Source organism: Nocardia lasii (assembly GCF_042658545.1).
Classification (GTDB): domain Bacteria; phylum Actinomycetota; class Actinomycetes; order Mycobacteriales; family Mycobacteriaceae; genus Nocardia; species Nocardia lasii.
On record NZ_JBHSQN010000004.1, the window covers coordinates 82,469 to 102,687 of the forward strand.

The following is a 20,219-nucleotide window of genomic DNA, read 5'->3' on the forward strand; positions in this document are numbered from 1 at the left end:
GATGTCCAATGCCGAAGCGAGGTAAACCGGATGGCCACTGGGGTCGGCCTGCGCATCGCCGATGACGAGTGCGTCGCCGCGGTGGTCACCGAAGACGGCACTGTGCGGCTCATCGAGCGAGCGTCGGTGTTGCATATGTCCGATGAGGGTGATGCCGCGCTGGGCGGTCCGGCGCCGGCGGGGCACGCGCATTCGATCGCCGGTTTCGTGCGCGCGATCGGTGATCCGGCCGGTGTCGATGTCGATGGCGGCGAGGCTTATCGGGCCGAGGATCTGCTGGCGACGGCGATGTTCTGCCTCATCGATCTCACGACCGAGCATCTGAGCGGTCCGGCCGAGTTCTATGCCACCCATCCGGCCGAGTGGTCGCCGGATGTGGTGCGTGGTGTGCGCGAGGCCCTGGATTATCTGGGTCTGAAGTCGGTGGCGTTGCTCGGCGAGGACGAGTTGCCGCAGCCGCAGGGCGATGCCGATCCGGGCCAGACTTTCGCTCGTGCGGCCGCCGAGGCCGCGCTGGTCGCGGTGTTGGCGACCCCGGCGGGGACCACTCCGCCCGATCCGATCGTCACCGAGAATTCGCAGGTGTCCACCGATGTGATGCCGGCGCTGCCGACGCCGATGGTGACCGCGCAGGCGTATTCGGCCGCGATGCCGGTGGCGCCGTTGTCGACGAAGGCGATGGCGCCGATCGCGGTCGCCCCGATCACCGATGCCCCGATCGCCTCCGCGCCCGCGCGCAGCAGGACCCCGTTGTTGATCGCCGCGGCCGCGCTGATCGGTCTGCTGCTCGGTGGTGTCGCGGTCTCGGTGCTGGTGCGCGGTGACGAGACGACCGCGCCGCCGACGATTTCCGATGCCAGCCCGGAGACGATCACCACCCCGGCGCCCGTGCCGCCGCCGCCGGTGGTGCCGACCACCACGGTCCCGATCGTGACGACCACGCCCGCCCCGGAGCCGACGACCGAAGAGCCGACGACGACCGTCCCGGAGCCGACCACCACGGTCCCCGAGACCACCGAGGCGCCGCCGACGACGACGCCGGAGCGCACTCGTCCGCTGCCCTTCAACACCTATATGCCCGCGCCCCTGACGATTCCGGGTCAGCGCTGAGGTCGGCGGCCGCACCGTAACCGCACCGGCTGAGCGGGCGTGCCCTAGAGTGATGCGCTGACCGACATGATCATCGTCGACGGTGGTCTCGGTCACTCGTTCGTACACGAAGGGACTTCATGCGCAAGTTGGTGGCGCGCCGCGCCGCGGTCAAGGCAGCCTCGGCCGGGTTCGCTGCGACCGTTCTTCTCGCACCCCTGCTCGGATCCGGCGTCGCGTCGTCGGAACCCCTTGCGCCGCAACAGCTTTCCGCAGACTCCCTACCCGGCGAACTGGTGACCGCACTGTCACGTGACCTGGGCATGTCAGCGACCGAGTACCTCGATCGGGCCGCGCGCGCCCAGCAGTTGCGCCAGTACGCCAGCGACTTCCGCGCCGAGAATCCCGAGACCTTCGCCGGCGCCTGGCTCACCCCCGACGGCAAGGCGGTCGTGGCCACCACCGACGCCGAGGCGGGCAAGATCGTCGCCGCCGCCGGCTACCAGACCCACCTCGCGCCGATCTCGGCCGGTGGTCTGGAAGGCGCGCTGGTGCAACTGAGCCAGTGGGTCGCGAGCCTGCCGCGCGAGATCTCCGCCCCGATCAGTTCCATCGCGATCGATGTCCTCAACAGCCAGCTGGTGCTCAATGTCGCCAACACCGGCACCGGCCACATGCTCAACCTGCCGACCCTGATCGCCACCATCAAGGTGGTGCTGTCGCCCGGCGGCGGCGGTCCGGTCGAGTACAAGCCGATGGGCGGCGACACCTACATCACCGCCAAGAAGGATCTGCACGACGCGAGCCTGCAGGGTGTCGACGTGTGCTCGTTCGGTTTCAACAGCACCGACGCCGCGGGCAACGCGCTCAATATCTCCGCCGGTCACTGCAACCCGAATGTCGACGAGAGCGGCACGGCGGCGGTGTACGTGCCCAACGTGCGCGATATCCCCAACAGCCCCGAGGTCGGTTCGTTCGTCCGGTCGGTGCTCGGCGGTCCCGCGGCCCTGGATTACTCGGTGATCAAGCTCAACGACCGCGCGGTGAACGCGGGCATGGATCAGCCGAGGGTGCGCGGCGCCAACGGCACCACGCTGCCGCTGACCGGCACCGCCGAGCCCGTCACCGGCGCCCCGGTCTGCAAGACCGGCCAATCCTCCACCTTCACCTGCGGTTTCGTGTCCGCGGATCGGGTGGAGACCCAGCTCTACACCGAGAACGGCGTCAGCAAGACCATCCGTGGCTTCGCCAGCACCGCCTGCACTCTCGGCGGTGACAGCGGCGGCGCGATCATCTCGGGCACGCTCGCGCTCGGAATCACCAGCGGCTCGAACGCGTCCGGTGCTCCCAACTGCACCGAGGCCAACACCCAGCTCGCCCCCTACGGCGGCACCGCCTCGCTCGGTGTCGCGATCCGGCCGATCCTGGCCGATATCGAGGCCAACTCCGGTGGCGGTGTTGGCAGCGGAATCATGGTGCGTACCAAGCCGAACGCGGGCTGAGCCGGGACGAATCACCGGCCGGACCGGGTGAGCGAAATCTCTTGCCCGGTCCGAGTAGGCATAAGTCGATCGACCCCATATAGTTCGATCATGCTCCTGCCACGTCTGGGTCGCACCCCGTCCGCGCGAAGCTCGACACGAGCTCGGAATTCTGTGATCGCCGCTTCGGCGGCGATTCTGCTGTTCGGCCCCACGATGGCGGTTGCCGACGCGGCGCCCGCGCCCGTCGACCTGCCCGCCCAGCTCGTCGAGGCGGTCACCCGCGACCTGAAGATCTCGCCCGCGGAGTACCTGCGTCGTGCCGATGTGGCCCAGCAGGTCGCCGCGTTCTCCACCACCGCGCAGCGTCAGTTCCCGCAGGTCTTCGCCGGTTCCTGGCTTAACGATCAGGGCAATGCCGTGGTCGCGCTGTCGCAGGGCCCCGGCACCGAGGAAGCGCGTGACGCGGCCCAGTCGGCCGGTTTCGAGGTCCGTGAGGTGGCCAAGAGCGAGTCCACGCTGCGCGGTGAGAAGACCGCGTTCGAGAACTGGCTCGCCGCCGCTCCCGCGGAGGTTTCCGCGCTGGTGCGTGGCGTCGTCGTCGACACCGTGAACAACGCGATCGCGGTGCGGGTGCAGCAGACCGGTCTGCCGCTGCCGAGCTTCATCGATCCCGCTCGCGTCGTGGTCACCGCGCCGCCGGTGGCGGGCGAGCGCGTCGAGCTGACCGCCACTCCCGTGGCCGGTGACGGCAACGGCGCCCTGGCCGGTGGCGACGGATACGCCTCGATCGTCGGTCGCAGTTCGCTGCGCTGCTCGCTCGGTTTCAACGGCACCGACCGTTCGGGCAATGTCGTGAACATCTCGGCGGGCCACTGCAACCCGGAGGTCGACAACGGTGGCAGCGCCGCCGTGTACGAGCTCAACGGTGACCGCGCGGGCGCTCAGCTGGGTAGCTTCCAGAAGTCGGTGCTCGGTGCGCAGGACTACTCGATCATCCGCGTGAACGACAACGCGCGCGCCCGCTTCGAGAACAACCTGGTCCGCGTCCCCGGCAACGCCCCCGTCCCCGTGGACGGCGTCGCCACCCCCGTCGTCGGCGCGCCTGTCTGCAAGTCGGGTTCGCGCACCGGCTTCAGCTGCGGCGTGATCAACGGTGTCGACCAGACCGTCCAGGTCGGCGACCGCCAGCTCACCCAGAGCTTCTCCGCCAACATCTGCGCCCTGCCCGGCGACTCCGGCGGCGCCATCATCTCCGGCCGCCTGGCCCTCGGCATCTCCAGCGCTTCCTCGGTCGCCGATTACCCGATCTGCGAGATCCCGAACATCATCGGCGCCATCACCGGCGACACCCCCCAGCTGTTCGCCCAGCCCCTCCACGTAATCCTCTCCGACAACCCAGGCCTCTCGGTCCGTACCAACTAGTCGGTACCCCCCCAGGCAGAGCAGCCCCAGAAAGGCCGGTAGCACCCCCGCTACCGGCCTTTCTGGCGTCCACCCACCCCTCCCACCTAACCCATCCGCACAACCCATATAGGCCCCCGCCATGACCGCACTCCCAACCCCGCACATCCCGACCCCGAGGAGGGATCGCCGCGCAGCGGCGTAGCGGCCCGGCCGCGAGTTAGCCGCCGTTGCGTCCGCGGCGCAGCCGCCAGCAACGGGTGCTAACTCGCGGCCCCTGGGGGCCGCGCTCGAGCGCGCCAGCGCTCCAAAAACACAGCCTGCCCAGCTCCCTGGGACCGCCGACCTCAATCCCCCAGCACCACCACAAGCCCAACCCCAATCCCCCAGCCCAACCCCGGTCCCCCACACCAGAACACCCCACCCCCAAAAAAACGCAAAAACCCCACTCCACCAGGAGCAGGGTTCAAGCGACCCAGGCCGAAGCCCGCAACAACTACTTCTTGTCAGCCCACACAGTCGTGCCATCCGGAGCCTGCAGCACCTGCAGCAGCTCCCACCCGGTCACAGCCATGGTCGGCCCACCGATAGCGATCATCCCGACAATGCCACCAACAGCGGCACCCACGGTCAGCCCCGGGATGCACCCGAGCGGGATCGTCACAACGCACCCGATCAGCGCACCGATAGCGGTACCGACGAACGTACCGATGGCGGTACCGATGCTGAACTTGCTGGAGAAGTCGTTGATCGCCTTCTGGTTCTCCTGCGCCGACGCGATTTCCGCGCCCTGCAGAACCGGCTTCGGCGAGACCTGGTGGGCCGCGACGTTCACGCCTTCCGGCTTCTCCGGGGTCAGTTCGAGGACGGTGGCGTCGTTGACGACCTCGGCCTTGGTCGGGATCTCGGTGCCGCCGATGGAGAACGCGATCGGCAGGGAGATGACCACGTCGCCGCGGGTGTCCTTGATCTCGGCGACGCGGGTCTTGGGCGCTTCGGGGGTTTCGCCCTCGAGCTCGACCAGCGAGAAGCTGCCGTTCTTCACCGTGGCCACGACGGTCTTGTCGACCAGTTTGACCGAGTACTTGATGTCCTGCGGCGCCTCTTCGGCGTGGGCGGTGCCCATGGCCACGGTCATAGCCCCGATAACCAGTGCGGCAGCCGCAGTAGTCCTACGGAAGTTCATTCAGGTTCCATTCATCAGGTGTGGTGCGGCGTGCGATCCAGCAACACGCGAGATCTCGTCAAGCGGGGGGTACCTCTGGTGAGATGTCCCCAACTTCTCCCCGAGCAGTGTGAAGACCAGCACAGCAAGCAGAACAGCCAGAGCCTAATGGACCGAAACCTTTGAGGCCAGAACGAATTTCGGCCGAAGAAGTAAGCATGACCTTAGCTTTGTCGCAGATCAAGCACGGTTTACGGTGTTAAAGAGCGGTAACGGAAACGATCCGACAAACTTTTTTGTGACATTGCTCACACGTCAATGACAGGTCCAGGCCCAGCTAACAAGGTCAGAGCACAGAAGCCGATCCTACGGTGGACAGCAGTAGTTACTGGCCGGTAACTTAGTGGCAGTTACGATACGAGCAATCGGGTGAGGTCTCCTCGCCCAGACACCTCGTGTTGCCTCGAAAGAAAGGTCGCGACATGAATGCCCTGACAATCACGTTGGGCACGATTGGAGCTGTGCTCAGCCTGTTCTGTTGGGCGTCGTTTATCGGCGGCGCATGGAACATCGGCAAGGCCATCACCATCGGACAGCCGGCTCCCGATCGTTGGCGACCGTTCTTCCCCCGCTTCAAGCACATGTTCATCGAGGTCGCGGCCCACACGCGGATGAACAAGTTCCGCACCGTGGGCTGGCCGCACTGGCTGGTCATGACCGGCTTCATCCTCGGCGCGATCCTGTGGTTCGAGGCCTACGGCCAGACCTTCAACGGCGCGTTCCACTGGCCGATCATCGGCGACACCGCCGCCTACCACCTGCTCGACGAGATCCTCGGCCTCGGCACCGTCCTCGGTATCGGCACGCTGATCGTGATCCGTCAGCTCAACCATCCCCGCGTGCCCGCGCGCCTGTCGCGCTTCAGCGGCTCCAAGATGGCGCCCGCCTATGTCATCGAGACGATCGTCTTGATGGAGGGCCTTGGCATGATCTTCGTCAAGGCGGGCAAGCTCGCCACCTATGGCGGCGCGCACGCCTCCACCGACTTCTTCACCATGCAGGTCGCCAAGATCCTGCCCGCGAGCCCGACCATGGTGTCGATCTTCGCGTTCATCAAGCTGATGTCGGGCATGGCCTTCCTGTACCTGGTCGGCCGCAACATCACCTGGGGCGTGGCCTGGCACCGCTTCTCGGCCTTCTTCAACATCTACTTCAAGCGTGAGGCCGACGGCAGCGTCGCCCTGGGCGCGGCCAAGCCGATGATCTCCAACGGCAAGGTTCTCGACATGGAGAACGTCGACCCCGAGGTCGACAATCTCGGTGCGGGCAACATGGCCGACTTCTCCTGGAAGGGCTGGCTGGACTTCACCACCTGCACCGAGTGTGGTCGCTGCCAGTCGCAGTGCCCCGCCTGGAACACCGGCAAGCCGCTCTCGCCCAAGCTGCTGATCATGTCGCTGCGCGACCACGGTTACGCCGCGGCCCCGTACCTGCTGGCCGGTGGCCGCAAGGATCCCGGTGGCGACGAGGTCGGTCTGGTCGATGCCGACGGCAAGCCCGACGAGGCCGCCCTGGCCAAGATCCCCGAGGCCGCCCGTGCCGAGGCCGCGCGCCCGCTGGTCGGTGCCGAGGACGTCATGGGCATCATCGATCCCGAGGTCCTGTGGAGCTGCACCACCTGTGGTGCGTGTGTCGAGCAGTGCCCGGTCGATATCGAGCACGTCGACCACATCATCGATATGCGCCGCTACCAGGTGCTGATCGAGTCGGAGTTCCCCTCCGAGCTGGCCGGTCTGTTCAAGAACCTGGAGAACAAGGGCAACCCGTGGGGTCAGAACTCCAAGGACCGCCTGAACTGGATCAAGGAAGTCGACTTCGACATCCCGGTCTTCGGTAAGGACGCCGACAGCTTCGACGGCTACGAGTACCTGTTCTGGGTCGGTTGCGCTGGTGCCTACGAGGACCGCGCGAAGAAGACCACCAAGGCCGTGGCCGAGCTCCTGGCCACCGCGGGCACCAAGTTCATGGTGCTCGGCGCCGAGGAGACCTGCACCGGTGACTCCGCGCGCCGCGCCGGCAACGAGTTCCTGTTCCAGCAGTTGGCCCTGCAGAACATCGAGGTCATCAACTCGGTGTTCGAGGGTGTGGAGCAGTCGAAGAAGAAGATCGTCGTCACCTGCGCGCACTGCTTCAACACGCTCAACAACGAATACCCGCAGGTCGGTGGCACCTACGAGGTCGTGCACCACACCCAGCTGCTCAACCGCCTCGTGCGGCAGAAGAAGCTGGTCCCGGTCGCGCAGGTCTCCCAGCAGATCACCTACCACGACCCCTGCTACCTGGGCCGCCACAACAAGATCTACAACGCCCCGCGTGAGCTGATGGAAGCCTCGGGTTCGACCCTGGTCGAGATGCCCCGGCACGCCGAACGTTCCATGTGCTGTGGTGCCGGTGGTGCCCGCATGTGGATGGAGGAGCAGCTCGGTAAGCGCATCAACGTCGACCGGGTCGACGAGGCGCTGTCCACCAACCCGACCAAGATCGCGACCGGTTGCCCGTTCTGCCGCGTGATGCTCAACGACGGCGTCACCGCCCGTCAGGAGGAGGGTCAGGGCGAAGGTGTCGAGGTCATCGACGTCTCGCAGCTGATGCTGGACTCGATCACCCGTATCGATGCCGCCGAACTGTCGGCCAACCTGCTCGTCGTGCAGGAGCCGAAGGTCGAGGAAGCGCCCGAGCCCGAACCGGAGCCCGTGGTCGTCGCCACGACCGAGACCGCCACCCCGAAGGCCGCCCCCACCGGCGGTGGCTTGGGCATGAAGGGTGCGGCGAAGGCACCCGGTGGCGGACTCGGCATGAAGGGCGCCGCGAAGGCACCCGGCGCGAAGGCCGAAGCGGCACCCGCCGCCGAGGCCGCCGCGCCCGCCAAGGGCCTGGGGATGAAGGGCGGCGCGAAGGCGCCCGGTGGCGGTCTGGGCATGAAGGGTGGCGCGAAGGCCCCCGGTGCCAAGGCAGCCGCCCCGGCCGAAGCACCGGCGACCGAGCAGGCTTCCGGCGAGGCGAAGCCGACAGTCGCCGCCAAGGGCCTGGCCATGAAGTCCGGCCTGAAGCGCCCCGCAGCCAAGGCTCCCGGCAAGCCCGCAGCTCCGGCCGCCGAGGCGACCTCCGCCGAGGCACCGGCCGCCGAGGCGAAGCCGTCGGTTCCGGCCAAGGGCCTGGCGATGAAGTCGGGCCTCAAGCGCCCGGCTGCCAAGGCACCTGGCGCGAAGCCCGCGGCTCCGGCAGCCCCCGCCGCCGAGGCGACCCCCGCCGAAGCACCGGCAGCCGAGCAGGCCCCGTCGGAGTCCAAGCCGTCGGTCCCCGCCAAGGGCCTGGCCATGAAGTCCGGCCTCAAGCGCCCCGCCGCCAAGACCCCCGGCAAGCCCGCAGCTCCGGCCGCCCCGGCAGCTGAGCCGACCCCGGCAGCAGCTACCGAGGCCCCGACCGCCGCACCGGCTTCGGCCCCCACCGAATCCAAGCCGACGGTCGCCGCCAAGGGCCTAGCCATGAAGTCGGGCATCAAACGCCCCACCACCAAGGCCCCCGGCACCCCGGCCGAACCCGAGCCCGAAGCTCCCACCGAGCCCAAGGCCGAGCCGGAAGCCCCCACCCTGGACAAAACCCCGGAGCCCACCAACGGCAACGGGCACACCACCCCACCCCCGCCCACCGCCAAGCCAGGCGGCCTCGGCTTCAAGTCCGGCGCCAAGTCCCCGGGCCGCAAGAACTGACAACTGAACACCGGTGAGAGCCCTCTCGGATTCTTCGGAATCCGAGAGGGCTCTCGCGTTGTCTGGGGGCCGGTGTCCCCGTGCGTCCCGCCATACCGCCAAGCGCCCAATTTTGATATCTTGGAGGCGATAGTTTTGATATCCGGAGGTAGGCCATGTCTCGCACACTGATCGACATCGACGACGACGCCCTGAATCTCGCAGCAGAAGAGCTCGGCACCAAGACCAAGGTAGCGACGGTCAACGCAGCCCTCCGTGAGGTCGCGAACCGGCGCGTAGTCACAAAGATGCTGCAACAGTTCCGCGACACTGAGACCGACCTCTCCGCCGATGGAATGAGAGGAGCCTGGCGCTGAGGACGATGTTCATGCTGGCTGACAAGTCAGCGATCGAATGGGTTCTACGCGACGACGCTGCCGCGGCAGAGTTCACCGCAGTGACCACCAGGCCCGGAGCTCTTGTCGCCGCATGCCATCTCACTGCTTTGGAGATCGGTTACTCGGCGCGCTCGCTAGCCGACTACACCGCCAAAATCGGGCATCAGAAGGCCCTGGTGTGGCTGCCGGTGACCGAAGAGGTGATGGACCGGGCCCTCGAGGTACAGGAGTTGCTCGCCGAACGTGGTTGCCACCGACTGCCGATTCCCGATCTGATCATCGCCGCGACCGCAGAGGTACATGGTGCGACGGTCATGCACGTCGACAGCGACTACGAGACGATCGCCGAAGTGACCGGACAACCGCACCACCGCCTGCCAGTCAGCAGTCCGCGAACCACGCCTTGACGTACCCCGCCGACTGATACGCGTAATCCCACGCCCATCGCACCGGCGAGAGAGACGGTTCCGGGTCGACGAACAGCAGCTCCCCCGCCCAACATTTCCCCAGGATGTAGCGCGCCCGCGAGATATGCGGCGTGAAGGTCACCACGATGACTCGGTCCCAGTCGCCCCCGAAATGCGCCAGCGCCCGCCCCTCCCCGAGCGTCGTGCGCGGTTCCGGATCGAAGCAGACGACCTCGAAGCTGTAGCCCCCGTGGCAGATTCGATTCACCATCGGACTGTGTTCGTAGGGGTTGGAGATCAGCACCCGGGGCGCGTACCCGTCGGCGGCCAACCGCAGCCCGAGCTGTTCGCGCCCGTCGTGCGCCCCGCCGAGCACCAGTATCGCGTCGGCCCGCCGCACGTCATCGACCCGCGGCCGCACGTACACCGGCCACAGCGCGACCACCGCGACCAGCACCGCGACCGCCGCGACTCCCCCGACGAACAGCATCCGGCGCATCACCGAATCCTAGGTTCACCAGATGTTGCGCCCCGGGCAGCCTCGCTGACGCGGCGTAGCCACGCGCGCCGCTTACCAAGAACTATGCGATGCACAGTCTTCGGAACGGGGTACCTCGGAGCCACGCACGCGGCGTGTATGGCCGAACTGGGACATGATGTGGTCGGGGTGGATGTCGATCCCGGCAAGGTGGCCAAATTGGCCGATGGGGTGGTGCCGTTCTACGAGCCGGGCCTCGAGGAGGTGTTGCAGCGCAACCTCGCTGCCGGCCGCCTGCGTTTCACCACCGATTACGCCGACGCGGCCGCGCACGCCGATGTCCATTTCCTCGGTGTCGGAACCCCGCAGAAGAAGGGCGAGTACGGCGCCGACCTGAAATATGTGCACGCCGTGGTCGATACGCTCGCCCCGATCCTGGAGCGCCCGGCGATGATCATCGGCAAGTCGACGGTCCCGGTGGGAACCGCCGCGGCCCTTGGCATTCGAGCGCGTGAGCAGTCGAAGGTCGCGGTGGAGGTCGCCTGGAATCCCGAGTTCCTGCGCGAGGGTTTCGCCGTCCAGGACACCCTGCGTCCCGACCGTCTCGTCCTGGGCCTGGACCACGGCCGCGAGAATTCGCGCTGGGTGGAGGACACCATCCGCGAGATCTACGCCGATCTCATCGCCGCCGAGATCCCGTTCCTCCGCACCGATCTGGCCACCGCCGAATTGGTGAAGGTGTCCGCGAATGCCTTTCTGGCCACGAAGATCTCGTTCATCAACGCCGTCTCGGAGGTGTGTGAGGCCACCGGCGCCGACGTCACCATGTTGGCCGACGCGCTCGGCTACGACGCCCGCATCGGCCGCCGTTTCCTCAATGCCGGCCTCGGTTTCGGCGGCGGCTGCCTCCCGAAGGACATCCGCGCCTTCATGGCCCGTTCGGGCGAGCTCGGCGCCGATCACGCGGTCGCGTTCCTGCGCGAGGTCGACAACATCAATATGCGCCGCCGCACCAAGGTCGTCGACATGGCCGCGCGCGCGTGTGGTGGTTCCCTGCTGGGCGCGAACGTGGCCGTCCTCGGCGCGGCGTTCAAGCCCGAGTCCGACGACGTGCGCGATTCCCCCGCCTTGAACGTGGCGGGCATGATCCAACTGCACGGCGCCGTGGTCACCGTGTACGACCCGAAGGCCGTGGAGAATTCGCGTCGCGTGTTCCCCACCCTGAACTACGCCACGTCGATCGCGGAGGCGTGCGATCGCGCCGATGTCGTGCTGGTCCTGACCGAGTGGAACGAATTCACCGCTTTGACTCCGGCCGACTTGGATCCGGTGGTACGGTCCCGTTCGATCATCGACGGTCGCAACTGCTTGGACAGCCCTACCTGGCGTGACGCCGGGTGGGTGTACGCCGGACTCGGTACCCCGTAGAGTGACGTTCCGAGCGGGGGCTTGTCGGACTCGGATCCGAGTTCACGGTCTCCGCAAGTCGTGCGGTACGAAACGAGATGGGCAGCGGATGAGTTCGGTTCTGGGAGTATCGGTGGGGGCCGGGACGGTGCGCCTTGCGCGTCCGCAGCACGGTGGCCCGCACGGGTTCGTCCCGCCGTTCCAGTTCGATGTCCAATCGATCGTGATGCCCGAGCAGCACGCCGAGGAGTCCGCGGCCGACGCCATCGCCGCTACCCTGTCCGCGTCTCCCGAGGTCGCCGCCACCACGATCACCTTCCGTAGCGAACCGCAGGCGAGGGCGGTGCGCGCCGCGATGGCTCGCCGCCAGCTCACCAACTATCAGCTCGTTCCCGAGGCTGTGGCGGCCGTGCATTTCGCCCACGCCACCACCGATATGCGTGAAGTGTCCACCTTGGCCGTGTACGACCTGGGCGCGTCGGGTCTCACGGTGAGCGTGGTCAATGCCCGCACCAGCGATGTGTATCAGTGCGAGCGGATCAGCGATATCAGCGGCGACTACTTGGATTCGCTGATCCGCGAGCAGCAGATCGCCTCGGGTCGTATCGCGCATCCGGCCGATCCGGCGGGCCTGTCCGCGTTGGACGCGCTGTGCCGTGCCGCCAAGGAGCAGCTGTCCCACAGCAACGCGGTGGCGTTGCCGAGTGAGCAGGGTCTGGTGCTGCTCACCCAGGAGAATTTCGAAGCGTTGATGATGCTGGCGATCGAGTCGTCGGCCCGGATGACCCGCGATGTGATCATCCGCGCGCAGCATCCGGTGCAGGCGGTGCTGGTGATCGGTGGTGGCGCCCGGATTCCGTTGATCGCCCGGGTGCTCGAGCGCACGATCGGTGTGCCGGTGTTGGTTCCGCCCGAGCCGGAGACCGCGTTGGCGCGCGGTGCCGCGCTGCTGGCCCGTCCCGCGCAGATCCAGCAGGCTCCCGCCGCTCCGCCGCAGACTCCGCTGGCCGAGCACGACGACGCGACTCCCGCTTGGCTCACCGCCCCGACCAAGCGTCGCCCCCTGTCCGCTCTCACCGACCGCGCGCACGCGCGCCGCGAACTGAATGTGGCGGTGCTGACGGTGAGTTCGCTGGTGGTGGTGGCCGCGATCGGTCTCGGCCTCGGCTACGGCCCCGAGGTCCTCGAGCGTGGTTCGTCGAGCGAGGGCTCCCAGGCCGTCCCCGCGACCACGTCGACGCGCCCCAGCACGGTCGAACCGACCCCCACCGTGGTGGTGCCCACCGAGGTCCAACACGAAACGGTCGCCGCGCCCCCGGTCGAACAACGCCAGACCGAGGAACCGGCCCCGCCCCCACCCACGCAGGGCCCCAACACCTTCACGGTCGTCCCCGGCCTCCCGCCGGTCGTCCTGCCGACCCTGCCCCCGGGCGCCATCCCCGGGTTGTAAGCCCCCGCATCGCTCGTGAGCTCGCGGCGCGCCCCGAGCTCACCGCATCAGCACCGCCCCGACCTCACCCCCGCCTGGCGTGCCGGGCCCGCGCGGGCACCGTCACCGCTTTGGACCCGAACGGCCGCGCCAACATCACCGCGATGGCTGTCGTCAACGGCACCGACAGCGCCAACGCGATCCCGCCGACTGCCGATCGCGTGATCTCGATGGCCACCGCGTCCCCCGTCAGCACATCGGTGATCGACCGTCCGGCCACGCTGAACAGCAGCAGCAACGGCAGCGCCCCGCCCGCGTAGGCGAGCACGAGCGTGTAGACCGTACTGGCGATGTGGTCGCGCCCGACCCGCATGGCCGCGGTGAAGATCTCCCGGCGCGAGGCGCCTTCGTCGAGCGCGGCGAGTTCGAAGGCCGCCGACGCCTGGGTGATGGTCACGTCGTTGAGCACGCCGAGCGAGCCGATGATGAAGCCCGCCAGCAGCAGTCCGGTGATGCTGACGTGCTGAATGTAGGTGGCCACGTTGGTGTTCTGTTCCTCGGACAACCCCGTGAGGTGGGTGATCTCGATCGCCACCCACGACAGCACCGCCGCGACCACCATCGAGGCCAGCGTCCCCAGCAGCGCCGAACTGGTCCGCAGGTTCACCCCGTGCGCGAGGTAGAGCACCACGTAGAGAATCAGTGCCCCCGAGACCAGCGCGACCGGGATCGCCGATTTCCCGTCGAGCAGCGCGGGCAGCAGGAAGATCACCACCACCCCGAACGCGAAGCACAGTCCCACCAGCGCCCGGAACCCACGCCAGCGCGCGACCACGCAGATCACCACCACGAACACGAGCACGATCAGCAGCAGTGGCAGCCCGCGCGAGTAGTCCTCGAACCCGTACATGGTGATCCCGGCCGGGTCCGCGGCGCGCACCATCCGAATGTCGTCGCCGGCGCGCAGGTCCGGTTGTCCGGGCCCCGGCGCGATCTCGAACAGCGTCTTCTTGCCCTTGTCGGGCCCCGACCGGATGTCGATGATGCTGCGTTGGCAGGAGTAGGCGGCGGTGCGCGGCGGTTCCGGCTGCCCGTCGAACGCCCGCCCGTTGGACGGACTCCCGCAGGACCCGATGTCCTGCATGACCACGGTCCCGGCTTCGGTCTGCACGACCCCGCCGGACATGGTCTGCATCGGCAGCGGCACTTCCACGTGCTGCTTGTCCGGCCACAGCATCACCGTCGCGATCAACACCACCGCCCCGATCACCGTCAACAGCCCGACGACGACCTTGGCGGCCGTGTCACTGATGGCAATGGGCCCGGAGTGATCGTGATGGTGATGATGATGCTCGCTCACCAGCCGAGCTTAAAGCACCTCATTTTCAATAACCCCCCGCCACACCAGATCTCACAAGAACATGGGTAACTCACCGGGCACGGGCTCAGCCAACTCACCTGGAAACCCCCGGCCGCATACAAAAGCCTCCCCGGGACTAGGTCTGGCCTGAGTCCCGGGGAGGCGGGTTTGTGGGCGGCGGAGAGCAGGGGGGGTGTCTCCGCCGCCGGGGTAGGCGCCCAGGGGGGTAGGCGCGCATACCTCGAGGCTCTCGGTTGTCCAGGGGGGGTAGACAACCGGGCCAGGCGCCGAAGCGCCGAGGTCTACTGTACACAAAAGATGGACTTTTGCACTAGTAGATCTTCAAAACATCCAAGATTCTGAACCCAGGGTCTGTTTTCCCTGTCATATCAGGACGCTCGCCCCGCCCAACCCCCGGAAAACGCACAGGTCAAGGCCATGACAAGTGAGGTCACACTGTAACCCCTACTGGCGGTAGCTCGACAGAAAGTTGCCGAACCGCTCGATCGCCACGGCCAGATCCCGCGCCCACGGCAGCGTCACGATCCGCAGATGGTCGTTCGCGGGCCAGTTGAACCCGGTCCCCTGGACCATCAGGATCTTCTCCTGCAACAGCAGATCGAGCACGAGCTTGCCGTCGTCGTGGATCTCGTGCACGTTCGGATCCAGCCGCGGGAACGCGTACAGCGCACCGCGCGGCTTCACACACGACACACCCGGGATCATGTTGAGCCGCTCCCACGCCACGTCGCGCTGCTCGAGCAGCCGCCCGCCGGGCAGAATCAGATCGTCGATGCTCTGATACCCGCCCAGAGCCACCTGAATCGCGTGCTGCGCGGGCACGTTCGGGCACAGCCGCGACGACGCCAGCAGGTCGATCCCCTCGAGGAACCCCGCCGCGTGCTCCTTGGGCCCGGTGATGGCGAGCCAGCCCGAGCGGTACCCGGCCACCCGATACGCCTTGGACAGCCCGTTGAAGGTCAGGCACAGCAGGTCGGGCGCGAGCGAGGCCAGCGAGATGTGCTTGGCATCGTCGTAGAGGATCTTGTCGTAGATCTCGTCGGCGAGCAGCAACAGCCGGTGCTTGCGCGCCAGGTCGACGATCTGCTGCAACACCTCCGCCGAGTACACCGCACCCGTCGGGTTGTTCGGGTTGATCACCAGCAGGGCCTTGGTCTTGTCGGTGATCTTGGATTCGATATCGGCGATATCGGGCTGCCAGCCGTTCTCCTCGTCGCACAGGTAGTGCACCGGGGTGCCGCCGGCGAGGCTGGTCATGGCCGTCCACAGCGGGTAGTCCGGGGCCGGGATCAGCACTTCGTCGCCGTTGTCGAGCAGCGCCTGCATGGTGACGGTGATCAGCTCCGAGACCCCGTTACCGAGGTAGACGTCGTCCACGTCGAGCTCGGGGAACCCCGGCACCAGCTCGTAGCGGGTCACGATCGCGCGCCGCGCCGACAGGATCCCCTTCGACTCGGAGTACCCCTGGGCATAGGGCAGCGCGGCGATGATGTCGCGCATGATCACATCGGGCGCCTCGAACCCGAACGGCGCCGGGTTGCCGATATTGAGCTTGAGGATCCGATGCCCCTCGGCCTCGAGCCGTGCTGCCTGCGCGTGCACCGGTCCACGAATCTCGTAGACCACGTTCTGCAACTTGGTCGACTGCTCGAGAACACGAGGGGTCACATGCGAAGGTTGAGGACTCACGGTCCCATGGTGCCACTGTCGGCAACCTGTTTTATCCCCCGACCCGAATATCGCAACACCTGCTCACGCACGTGCCGACCACTGCCGCCGGTCAGGGGTCCGCTGTCGCGGAGTGTGCGCTGACACGCGACCGACAGCTCGAAGGAGTGGCATATTCGTGCACTCAGCTGCCCGCCCGGGAGTTTTCCGCTCGAAAACGCGGAAGTATGCACGAAAATGCCAGGTCGTGGACCGGTTGTGGTGCACCTAAGCCCGGCCGGAAGCTCCGGGGAGGCGGAACTGCACGCAGAACTCCTCGATCCGCTCGTCGAGGCCCCGGGCTTCCACGGCGTCGCGATAGGTCGGCGCGGCGATCCGACGCCGCAACCCGACCAGCCGCTCACTCAGCTGCGCGATCCGCTTGTCCTCCGGCAGCCCGAGCACCGGCCGCAGCGCGTCGGCCGCCCCGTCGAGGCTGCCGTTGATGAGGTGGGCGGCCGCGTTGTCGACCCGTGCCAACGATTCGGCCCCGTAGGACCGCTGCAACGGCGGCCCACTCGAGTAGAGCGCGATCGCGCGCTCGGTGGCGGCGAGAGCCGGTTCGGCGCGACCGAGCTGAATGCACGTCGCGCCCGCGTAGTAGGCCGCCTTGGCCGGTCCGAACCCGAACACCCCGCCGATCTCGTCGTGCAGTTCGTCGCGTCGATCCCCCGCCGCCGCCTCGGCCGCGTGCAGGCACCGATCGGTCTCCACGTCGCTGCCCAATCGCGCCCACACCCGCGCCTCGATATTGAGCAACCGCACCCGCCCCAACCCGGGACCGACGAATTCCTGTCCGCTGCGGGCTAATTGGACCGCGTTGCGTGGCCGATCCGACCAGTTCTCGATCAGCGCGTGCATCCCCCGTGTCCACGCCCGTAACCCGTTGTGCCCGCTCAATTCCGCGTAAGCCCACGCGGCCCTGATCTGTTCGCCCGCCGCGTCGAGGTACCCGAGGTCGGTGCTCGCGTTGGCCAGCAACCCGGACAGCGTGCCCGCCAACAGGTATAGGTGGCTGGTGTCGACCGGCTTCTGCTGCCCGTCGAGTAGTCGATACACCCGCCTGCGCACCCGCAGCATCTCCACCATCATGGGAGCCGGTGCGGCATGGACGTATTCGTTGGCGATGCGCCGCACGTCGGCGTCGAGCTGGGCCAGGGTCGTTGCCCCCACGTTGGTGCCCTCCGCGGCGGCCGCGTGTTCGCTGGCCTCGTGCGCAGCCGCCATGATCAACTCCCTCTCCGACAACACCTCGGGCACCGCACCTGTGACAGCTCCGGCATCGACGAACGCGAGCCGGTCGGCGCCATCCACGGGCGCCAGCATGGCCGAGAACCGTTCGTGCACAACATCATCGGAGCGTGCCAGCGAGGTGTCGAGCGCGGCCTGATTCACCGGCCGAGGACGCACCCGCACCCCGCCGGCCTCCCACTTCGACACCAGCCGTTCGTGCACACCGAGATGAGCCGCGAACTCCCGGATGCTCATGCGTTTGGCATCGCGAAGAGCTCTGGCCTCTCTCCCTGTCCACTCCCCGACCACGGCGTCCACCATTCTCATCCGACGGACAACTTCCTCCAGAGTACGAGCGTCACAGTGATACTCACCACAACTTGGCGACAATCGGTGGCCAGGGGCAGTGAAAGGGCGGTGCGGGGCAGTGGTCACGCACCCCCGCCATGGGCGACTCTGGAAGCGTGGAAGCCAGAACTGTCGACGACTGGGTGCGGTGCTACCAGCGCGAATTCCGGCTACCCGTCCGTGAGCGCGGCGGCTTTGTGATGCTGCCGATCACCGACCGGCTCTGCGTGGTGCACCTGCCCACCGCGCGCGCCGAGAAGGTGCTCACGGCGTTGCGCGAGCAACGCCGTGAGGGTCCGGTGCTGGCACGCCAGATCCGCTGGAGCGTGCTCGCCGCGCCCGACGCCAGACCCACCGAGGAAGAGGCCGCCGAGCTCGCGGGTCTCGATATCGACATCCCCGGCCTCGGCAGCGCCGTCATGCTGCCGACCAGCCTCGGCCGGTGGAGTCGCGAGGGCTGTCACTGGGTGCGCCCGCCCACCGCCACCGACACCATGCCCGCGCTGTCGCTGGTCTTACGGATCGCGGCGGCGTCAGGCCCTCAGCGGTTGTCGACCGCGCTGAGCGAGGCCGGCGAGAGGGGAAAGTTCAGGTACGAACGCGACGGCGTCGGCCCCCGCTGCCCCTGATATTTCGACCCCGCCGCCGCGCTCCCGTACGGGTGCTCGGCCGGGCTCGACAGCCGGATCAGGCACAGCTGCCCGATCTTCATCCCCGGCCACAGCGTGATCGGCAGATTCGCCACGTTCGACAGCTCGAGGGTGATGTGCCCACTGAATCCCGGGTCGATGAACCCCGCGGTCGAATGCGTGAGCAGCCCGAGCCGCCCCAAACTCGACTTGCCCTCCAACCGTCCCGCCAGATCGTCGGGCAGCGAGCACACCTCGAGCGTCGACCCGAGCACGAACTCCCCCGGATGCAACACGAACGGCTCCCCCGCCTTCGGCTCCACCAAACTGGTCAGCTCGTCCTGCTGCTGGGCCGGATCGATATGGGTGTAGCGACTGTTGTCGAACACCCGGAACATCCCGTCGAGCCGCACGTCGATACTCGACGGCTGAACCATCGACTCGAGCATCGGTTCCACACCGAGCCGCCCCGCGGCGATCTCGGCCCTGATGTCACGATCGGAGAGCAGCACCGCCCCAGTGTAGGCACCCGATACTTGCATCGCCCCACAGGACTTCTGATAGAGTCGCGAACGCGCCCAGAGCGCACAATGCCGATGTAGTTCAATGGTAGAACTTCTGCTTCCCAAGCAGATGGCGCGGGTTCGATTCCCGTCATCGGCTCTCGTCCGCCTCCCCGCGTTTTTAGGCCAGACCTAGATGCGGGGAGGCTTTTTTGTGCGGCCGGCGGGTGGGTGTTTGGTTTGGTCAGCCCGTGCCCGGTGAGTTACCCATGTTCTTGTGAGATCAGTGGGTTTTTTACGGGGAAGGCCCCGGATCTTGTGATCCGGGGCCTTTTTTGTGGGGCTGATCAGCCTGTGTGCAGGGTGCGGAACTTGCTGCCGTGGAAGACCAGTGGGTCGATTCCCTCTCGGGCTGCCACTCGGTGGACTCGCAGGATCACTACCAGGTGGTCGCCGGCGGTGACCTGGGTTTCCGGTACTCCTTCGATCCAGGCTGTTGCTCCGTCGATGAATACCGCTTCGCCGGTCCCGCGGTGCACGGCGGTTTCGCGGAAGCGGTCGCCGTTGCGGGCGCCCAGTGCCTTGGCCGCGGCCTGCTGGTCGGTGCCGAGCAGGCTCAATCCGAGGTGGGTGGCGCCGGAGAGTTTCGGCCAGGTCGAGGACGAGTGTTGGACGCAGAACGACACCAGGGGTGGGTCCAGGGAGACGGGCACGAACGTGCTCACCGCCAAACCGTGTGGTACCCCGTAGATTTCGGCGCAGACCGCCACCACCCCGCTGGGGAAGTTCGCGAAGGCGCGGCGCAGTCCGTTGCCGTCGGCGGGAAAGTCCAAGAGCTCATGCATGTTTCACCTCTAGTGCCGATACCACCGGCGCCCACCGCTGCGCGTACGCCTCGATCACGCCGTCGTCGGCGTAGGTGCGGTCCCCGAGATAGAGCCCGGGTAGGGCAGCGGTCGCACCGATTTCCACCAGGACCGGCTTGAGCAGCAGGTCCGGTGCCAACGCGTGGGCGGGTCCGGCCCCGAGCATCACCGGCACCGCGAGCACGCCCGCCAGTCCGGTTCCCCCGTCGAACTGCTCGAGGAACAGCTTCAACAGCCCGGTGTAGGTGGCCTTGAAGGTCGGACTGGCGAAGACCACCAGTTCCGAAGCCGCCACCGTCCGTACCGCCGCGCCCACTGCGGGATCGCCCCATCCGAGCAGTCCGGGACCGAGCGTGACCAGGTCGATCACGGCCGGTTCGACCTCGGGCCGCAACGCCCGAGCCACTCGAATGCCCGCGTCCAACGTGCGCGAGGCCGGTTTCGGATTCCCGACCACCACCGTCACGCTCATCGTCGTGTCCCGGTGCTCGGCGTGTTCGTCGTCCTCGTTGTCACTGGCAACTCCTGTCGTGCGTCGGCGTTTC

Annotated in this window: 17 protein-coding genes and 1 tRNA gene; 10 read left to right on the plus strand and 8 right to left on the minus strand. The window is 67.3% G+C overall.

Annotated features, from left to right (window positions below):
- Nucleotides 1–30: 30 nt before the first annotated feature.
- The 3 genes from ACFP3H_RS09770 to ACFP3H_RS09780 all read left to right on the plus strand — a co-directional run bounded on the left by ACFP3H_RS09770 (nucleotide 31) and on the right by ACFP3H_RS09780 (nucleotide 3,995).
- Entirely contained in the window at nucleotides 31–1,110 is a 1,080-nt protein-coding gene (locus tag ACFP3H_RS09770) for a hypothetical protein (RefSeq protein WP_378602802.1), read from the plus strand.
- A gap of 119 nt (nucleotides 1,111–1,229) precedes the next feature.
- Complete coding sequence (locus ACFP3H_RS09775; protein ID WP_378602805.1) at nucleotides 1,230–2,591, plus strand: S1 family peptidase; 1,362 nt, start codon at nucleotides 1,230–1,232, stop codon at nucleotides 2,589–2,591.
- 153 nt (nucleotides 2,592–2,744) lie between these two features.
- Complete coding sequence (locus ACFP3H_RS09780; RefSeq protein WP_378602808.1) at nucleotides 2,745–3,995, plus strand: S1 family peptidase; 1,251 nt, start codon at nucleotides 2,745–2,747, stop codon at nucleotides 3,993–3,995.
- A gap of 475 nt (nucleotides 3,996–4,470) precedes the next feature.
- Here ACFP3H_RS09780 and ACFP3H_RS09785 read toward each other — a convergent pair whose 3' ends face one another.
- Nucleotides 4,471–5,112 carry a DUF8020 domain-containing protein gene (locus ACFP3H_RS09785; RefSeq protein ID WP_378602811.1) on the minus strand — a complete coding sequence of 214 codons (642 nt, stop codon included), beginning with the start codon at nucleotides 5,110–5,112 and terminating at the stop codon, nucleotides 4,471–4,473.
- Between the two features lie 509 nt (nucleotides 5,113–5,621).
- Here ACFP3H_RS09785 and ACFP3H_RS09790 point away from each other — a divergent pair.
- The 3 genes from ACFP3H_RS09790 to ACFP3H_RS09800 all read left to right on the plus strand — a co-directional run bounded on the left by ACFP3H_RS09790 (nucleotide 5,622) and on the right by ACFP3H_RS09800 (nucleotide 9,693).
- Nucleotides 5,622–8,909 (plus strand): (Fe-S)-binding protein, encoded by a 3,288-nt coding sequence (locus ACFP3H_RS09790; RefSeq protein WP_378602814.1) that lies wholly within the window; start codon nucleotides 5,622–5,624, stop codon nucleotides 8,907–8,909.
- Nucleotides 8,910–9,064: 155 nt separating this feature from the next.
- Nucleotides 9,065–9,265 carry a type II toxin-antitoxin system VapB family antitoxin gene (locus ACFP3H_RS09795; RefSeq protein ID WP_378602817.1) on the plus strand — a complete coding sequence of 67 codons (201 nt, stop codon included), beginning with the start codon at nucleotides 9,065–9,067 and terminating at the stop codon, nucleotides 9,263–9,265.
- An 11-nt stretch (nucleotides 9,266–9,276) separates the two neighbouring features.
- Nucleotides 9,277–9,693 (plus strand): PIN domain nuclease, encoded by a 417-nt coding sequence (locus tag ACFP3H_RS09800; RefSeq protein ID WP_378602820.1) that lies wholly within the window; start codon nucleotides 9,277–9,279, stop codon nucleotides 9,691–9,693.
- Here the strand turns inward: ACFP3H_RS09800 and ACFP3H_RS09805 are convergent.
- The gene (locus ACFP3H_RS09805; protein ID WP_378602823.1) at nucleotides 9,668–10,192 is read right to left on the minus strand and encodes a YdcF family protein; all 525 of its coding nucleotides are present in this window, start codon (nucleotides 10,190–10,192) and stop codon (nucleotides 9,668–9,670) included. The genes ACFP3H_RS09800 and ACFP3H_RS09805 overlap by 26 nt on opposite strands.
- 84 nt (nucleotides 10,193–10,276) lie before the next feature.
- Between ACFP3H_RS09805 and ACFP3H_RS09810 the strand changes: the two genes are divergently transcribed.
- Entirely contained in the window at nucleotides 10,277–11,599 is a 1,323-nt protein-coding gene (locus ACFP3H_RS09810; RefSeq protein ID WP_378602826.1) for a UDP-glucose dehydrogenase family protein, read from the plus strand.
- Between the two features lie 88 nt (nucleotides 11,600–11,687).
- The gene (locus tag ACFP3H_RS09815; RefSeq protein ID WP_378602829.1) at nucleotides 11,688–13,028 is read left to right on the plus strand and encodes a DUF7159 family protein; all 1,341 of its coding nucleotides are present in this window, start codon (nucleotides 11,688–11,690) and stop codon (nucleotides 13,026–13,028) included.
- Between the two features lie 64 nt (nucleotides 13,029–13,092).
- Here ACFP3H_RS09815 and ACFP3H_RS09820 read toward each other — a convergent pair whose 3' ends face one another.
- The 3 genes from ACFP3H_RS09820 to ACFP3H_RS09830 form a co-directional block, all read right to left on the minus strand.
- Nucleotides 13,093–14,367, minus strand: coding sequence for a YibE/F family protein (locus tag ACFP3H_RS09820; RefSeq protein WP_378602832.1), 1,275 nt, complete (start codon nucleotides 14,365–14,367; stop codon nucleotides 13,093–13,095).
- Nucleotides 14,368–14,832: 465 nt separating this feature from the next.
- A complete protein-coding gene (locus tag ACFP3H_RS09825; RefSeq protein WP_378602835.1) occupies nucleotides 14,833–16,056 on the minus strand; it encodes a pyridoxal phosphate-dependent aminotransferase in 1,224 nt (407 codons plus the stop codon).
- A 267-nt stretch (nucleotides 16,057–16,323) separates the two neighbouring features.
- The gene (locus ACFP3H_RS09830; protein WP_378602838.1) at nucleotides 16,324–17,583 is read right to left on the minus strand and encodes a helix-turn-helix domain-containing protein; all 1,260 of its coding nucleotides are present in this window, start codon (nucleotides 17,581–17,583) and stop codon (nucleotides 16,324–16,326) included.
- Nucleotides 17,584–17,792: 209 nt separating this feature from the next.
- On the opposite strand from ACFP3H_RS09830, the gene ACFP3H_RS09835 reads away from it, so the two are divergent.
- Nucleotides 17,793–18,305: a hypothetical protein gene (locus ACFP3H_RS09835; RefSeq protein ID WP_378602841.1), complete on the plus strand. Its 513-nt coding sequence runs from the start codon at nucleotides 17,793–17,795 to the stop codon at nucleotides 18,303–18,305.
- On the opposite strand, the gene dcd is transcribed toward ACFP3H_RS09835, so the two are convergent.
- Complete coding sequence (dcd, locus tag ACFP3H_RS09840) at nucleotides 18,218–18,817, minus strand: dCTP deaminase (protein WP_378602844.1); 600 nt, start codon at nucleotides 18,815–18,817, stop codon at nucleotides 18,218–18,220. The genes ACFP3H_RS09835 and dcd overlap by 88 nt on opposite strands.
- A gap of 80 nt (nucleotides 18,818–18,897) precedes the next feature.
- Between dcd and ACFP3H_RS09845 the strand changes: the two genes are divergently transcribed.
- A tRNA-Gly gene (locus ACFP3H_RS09845) sits at nucleotides 18,898–18,968 on the plus strand.
- 187 nt (nucleotides 18,969–19,155) lie between these two features.
- Here ACFP3H_RS09845 and ACFP3H_RS09850 read toward each other — a convergent pair.
- Nucleotides 19,156–19,653: a flavin reductase family protein gene (locus ACFP3H_RS09850; protein ID WP_378602847.1), complete on the minus strand. Its 498-nt coding sequence runs from the start codon at nucleotides 19,651–19,653 to the stop codon at nucleotides 19,156–19,158.
- The gene (locus ACFP3H_RS09855) at nucleotides 19,646–20,146 is read right to left on the minus strand and encodes an NADPH-dependent FMN reductase (protein WP_378602850.1); all 501 of its coding nucleotides are present in this window, start codon (nucleotides 20,144–20,146) and stop codon (nucleotides 19,646–19,648) included. The genes ACFP3H_RS09850 and ACFP3H_RS09855 overlap by 8 nt, the downstream gene beginning before the upstream one ends.
- Between the last annotated feature and the right edge of the window lie 73 nt (nucleotides 20,147–20,219).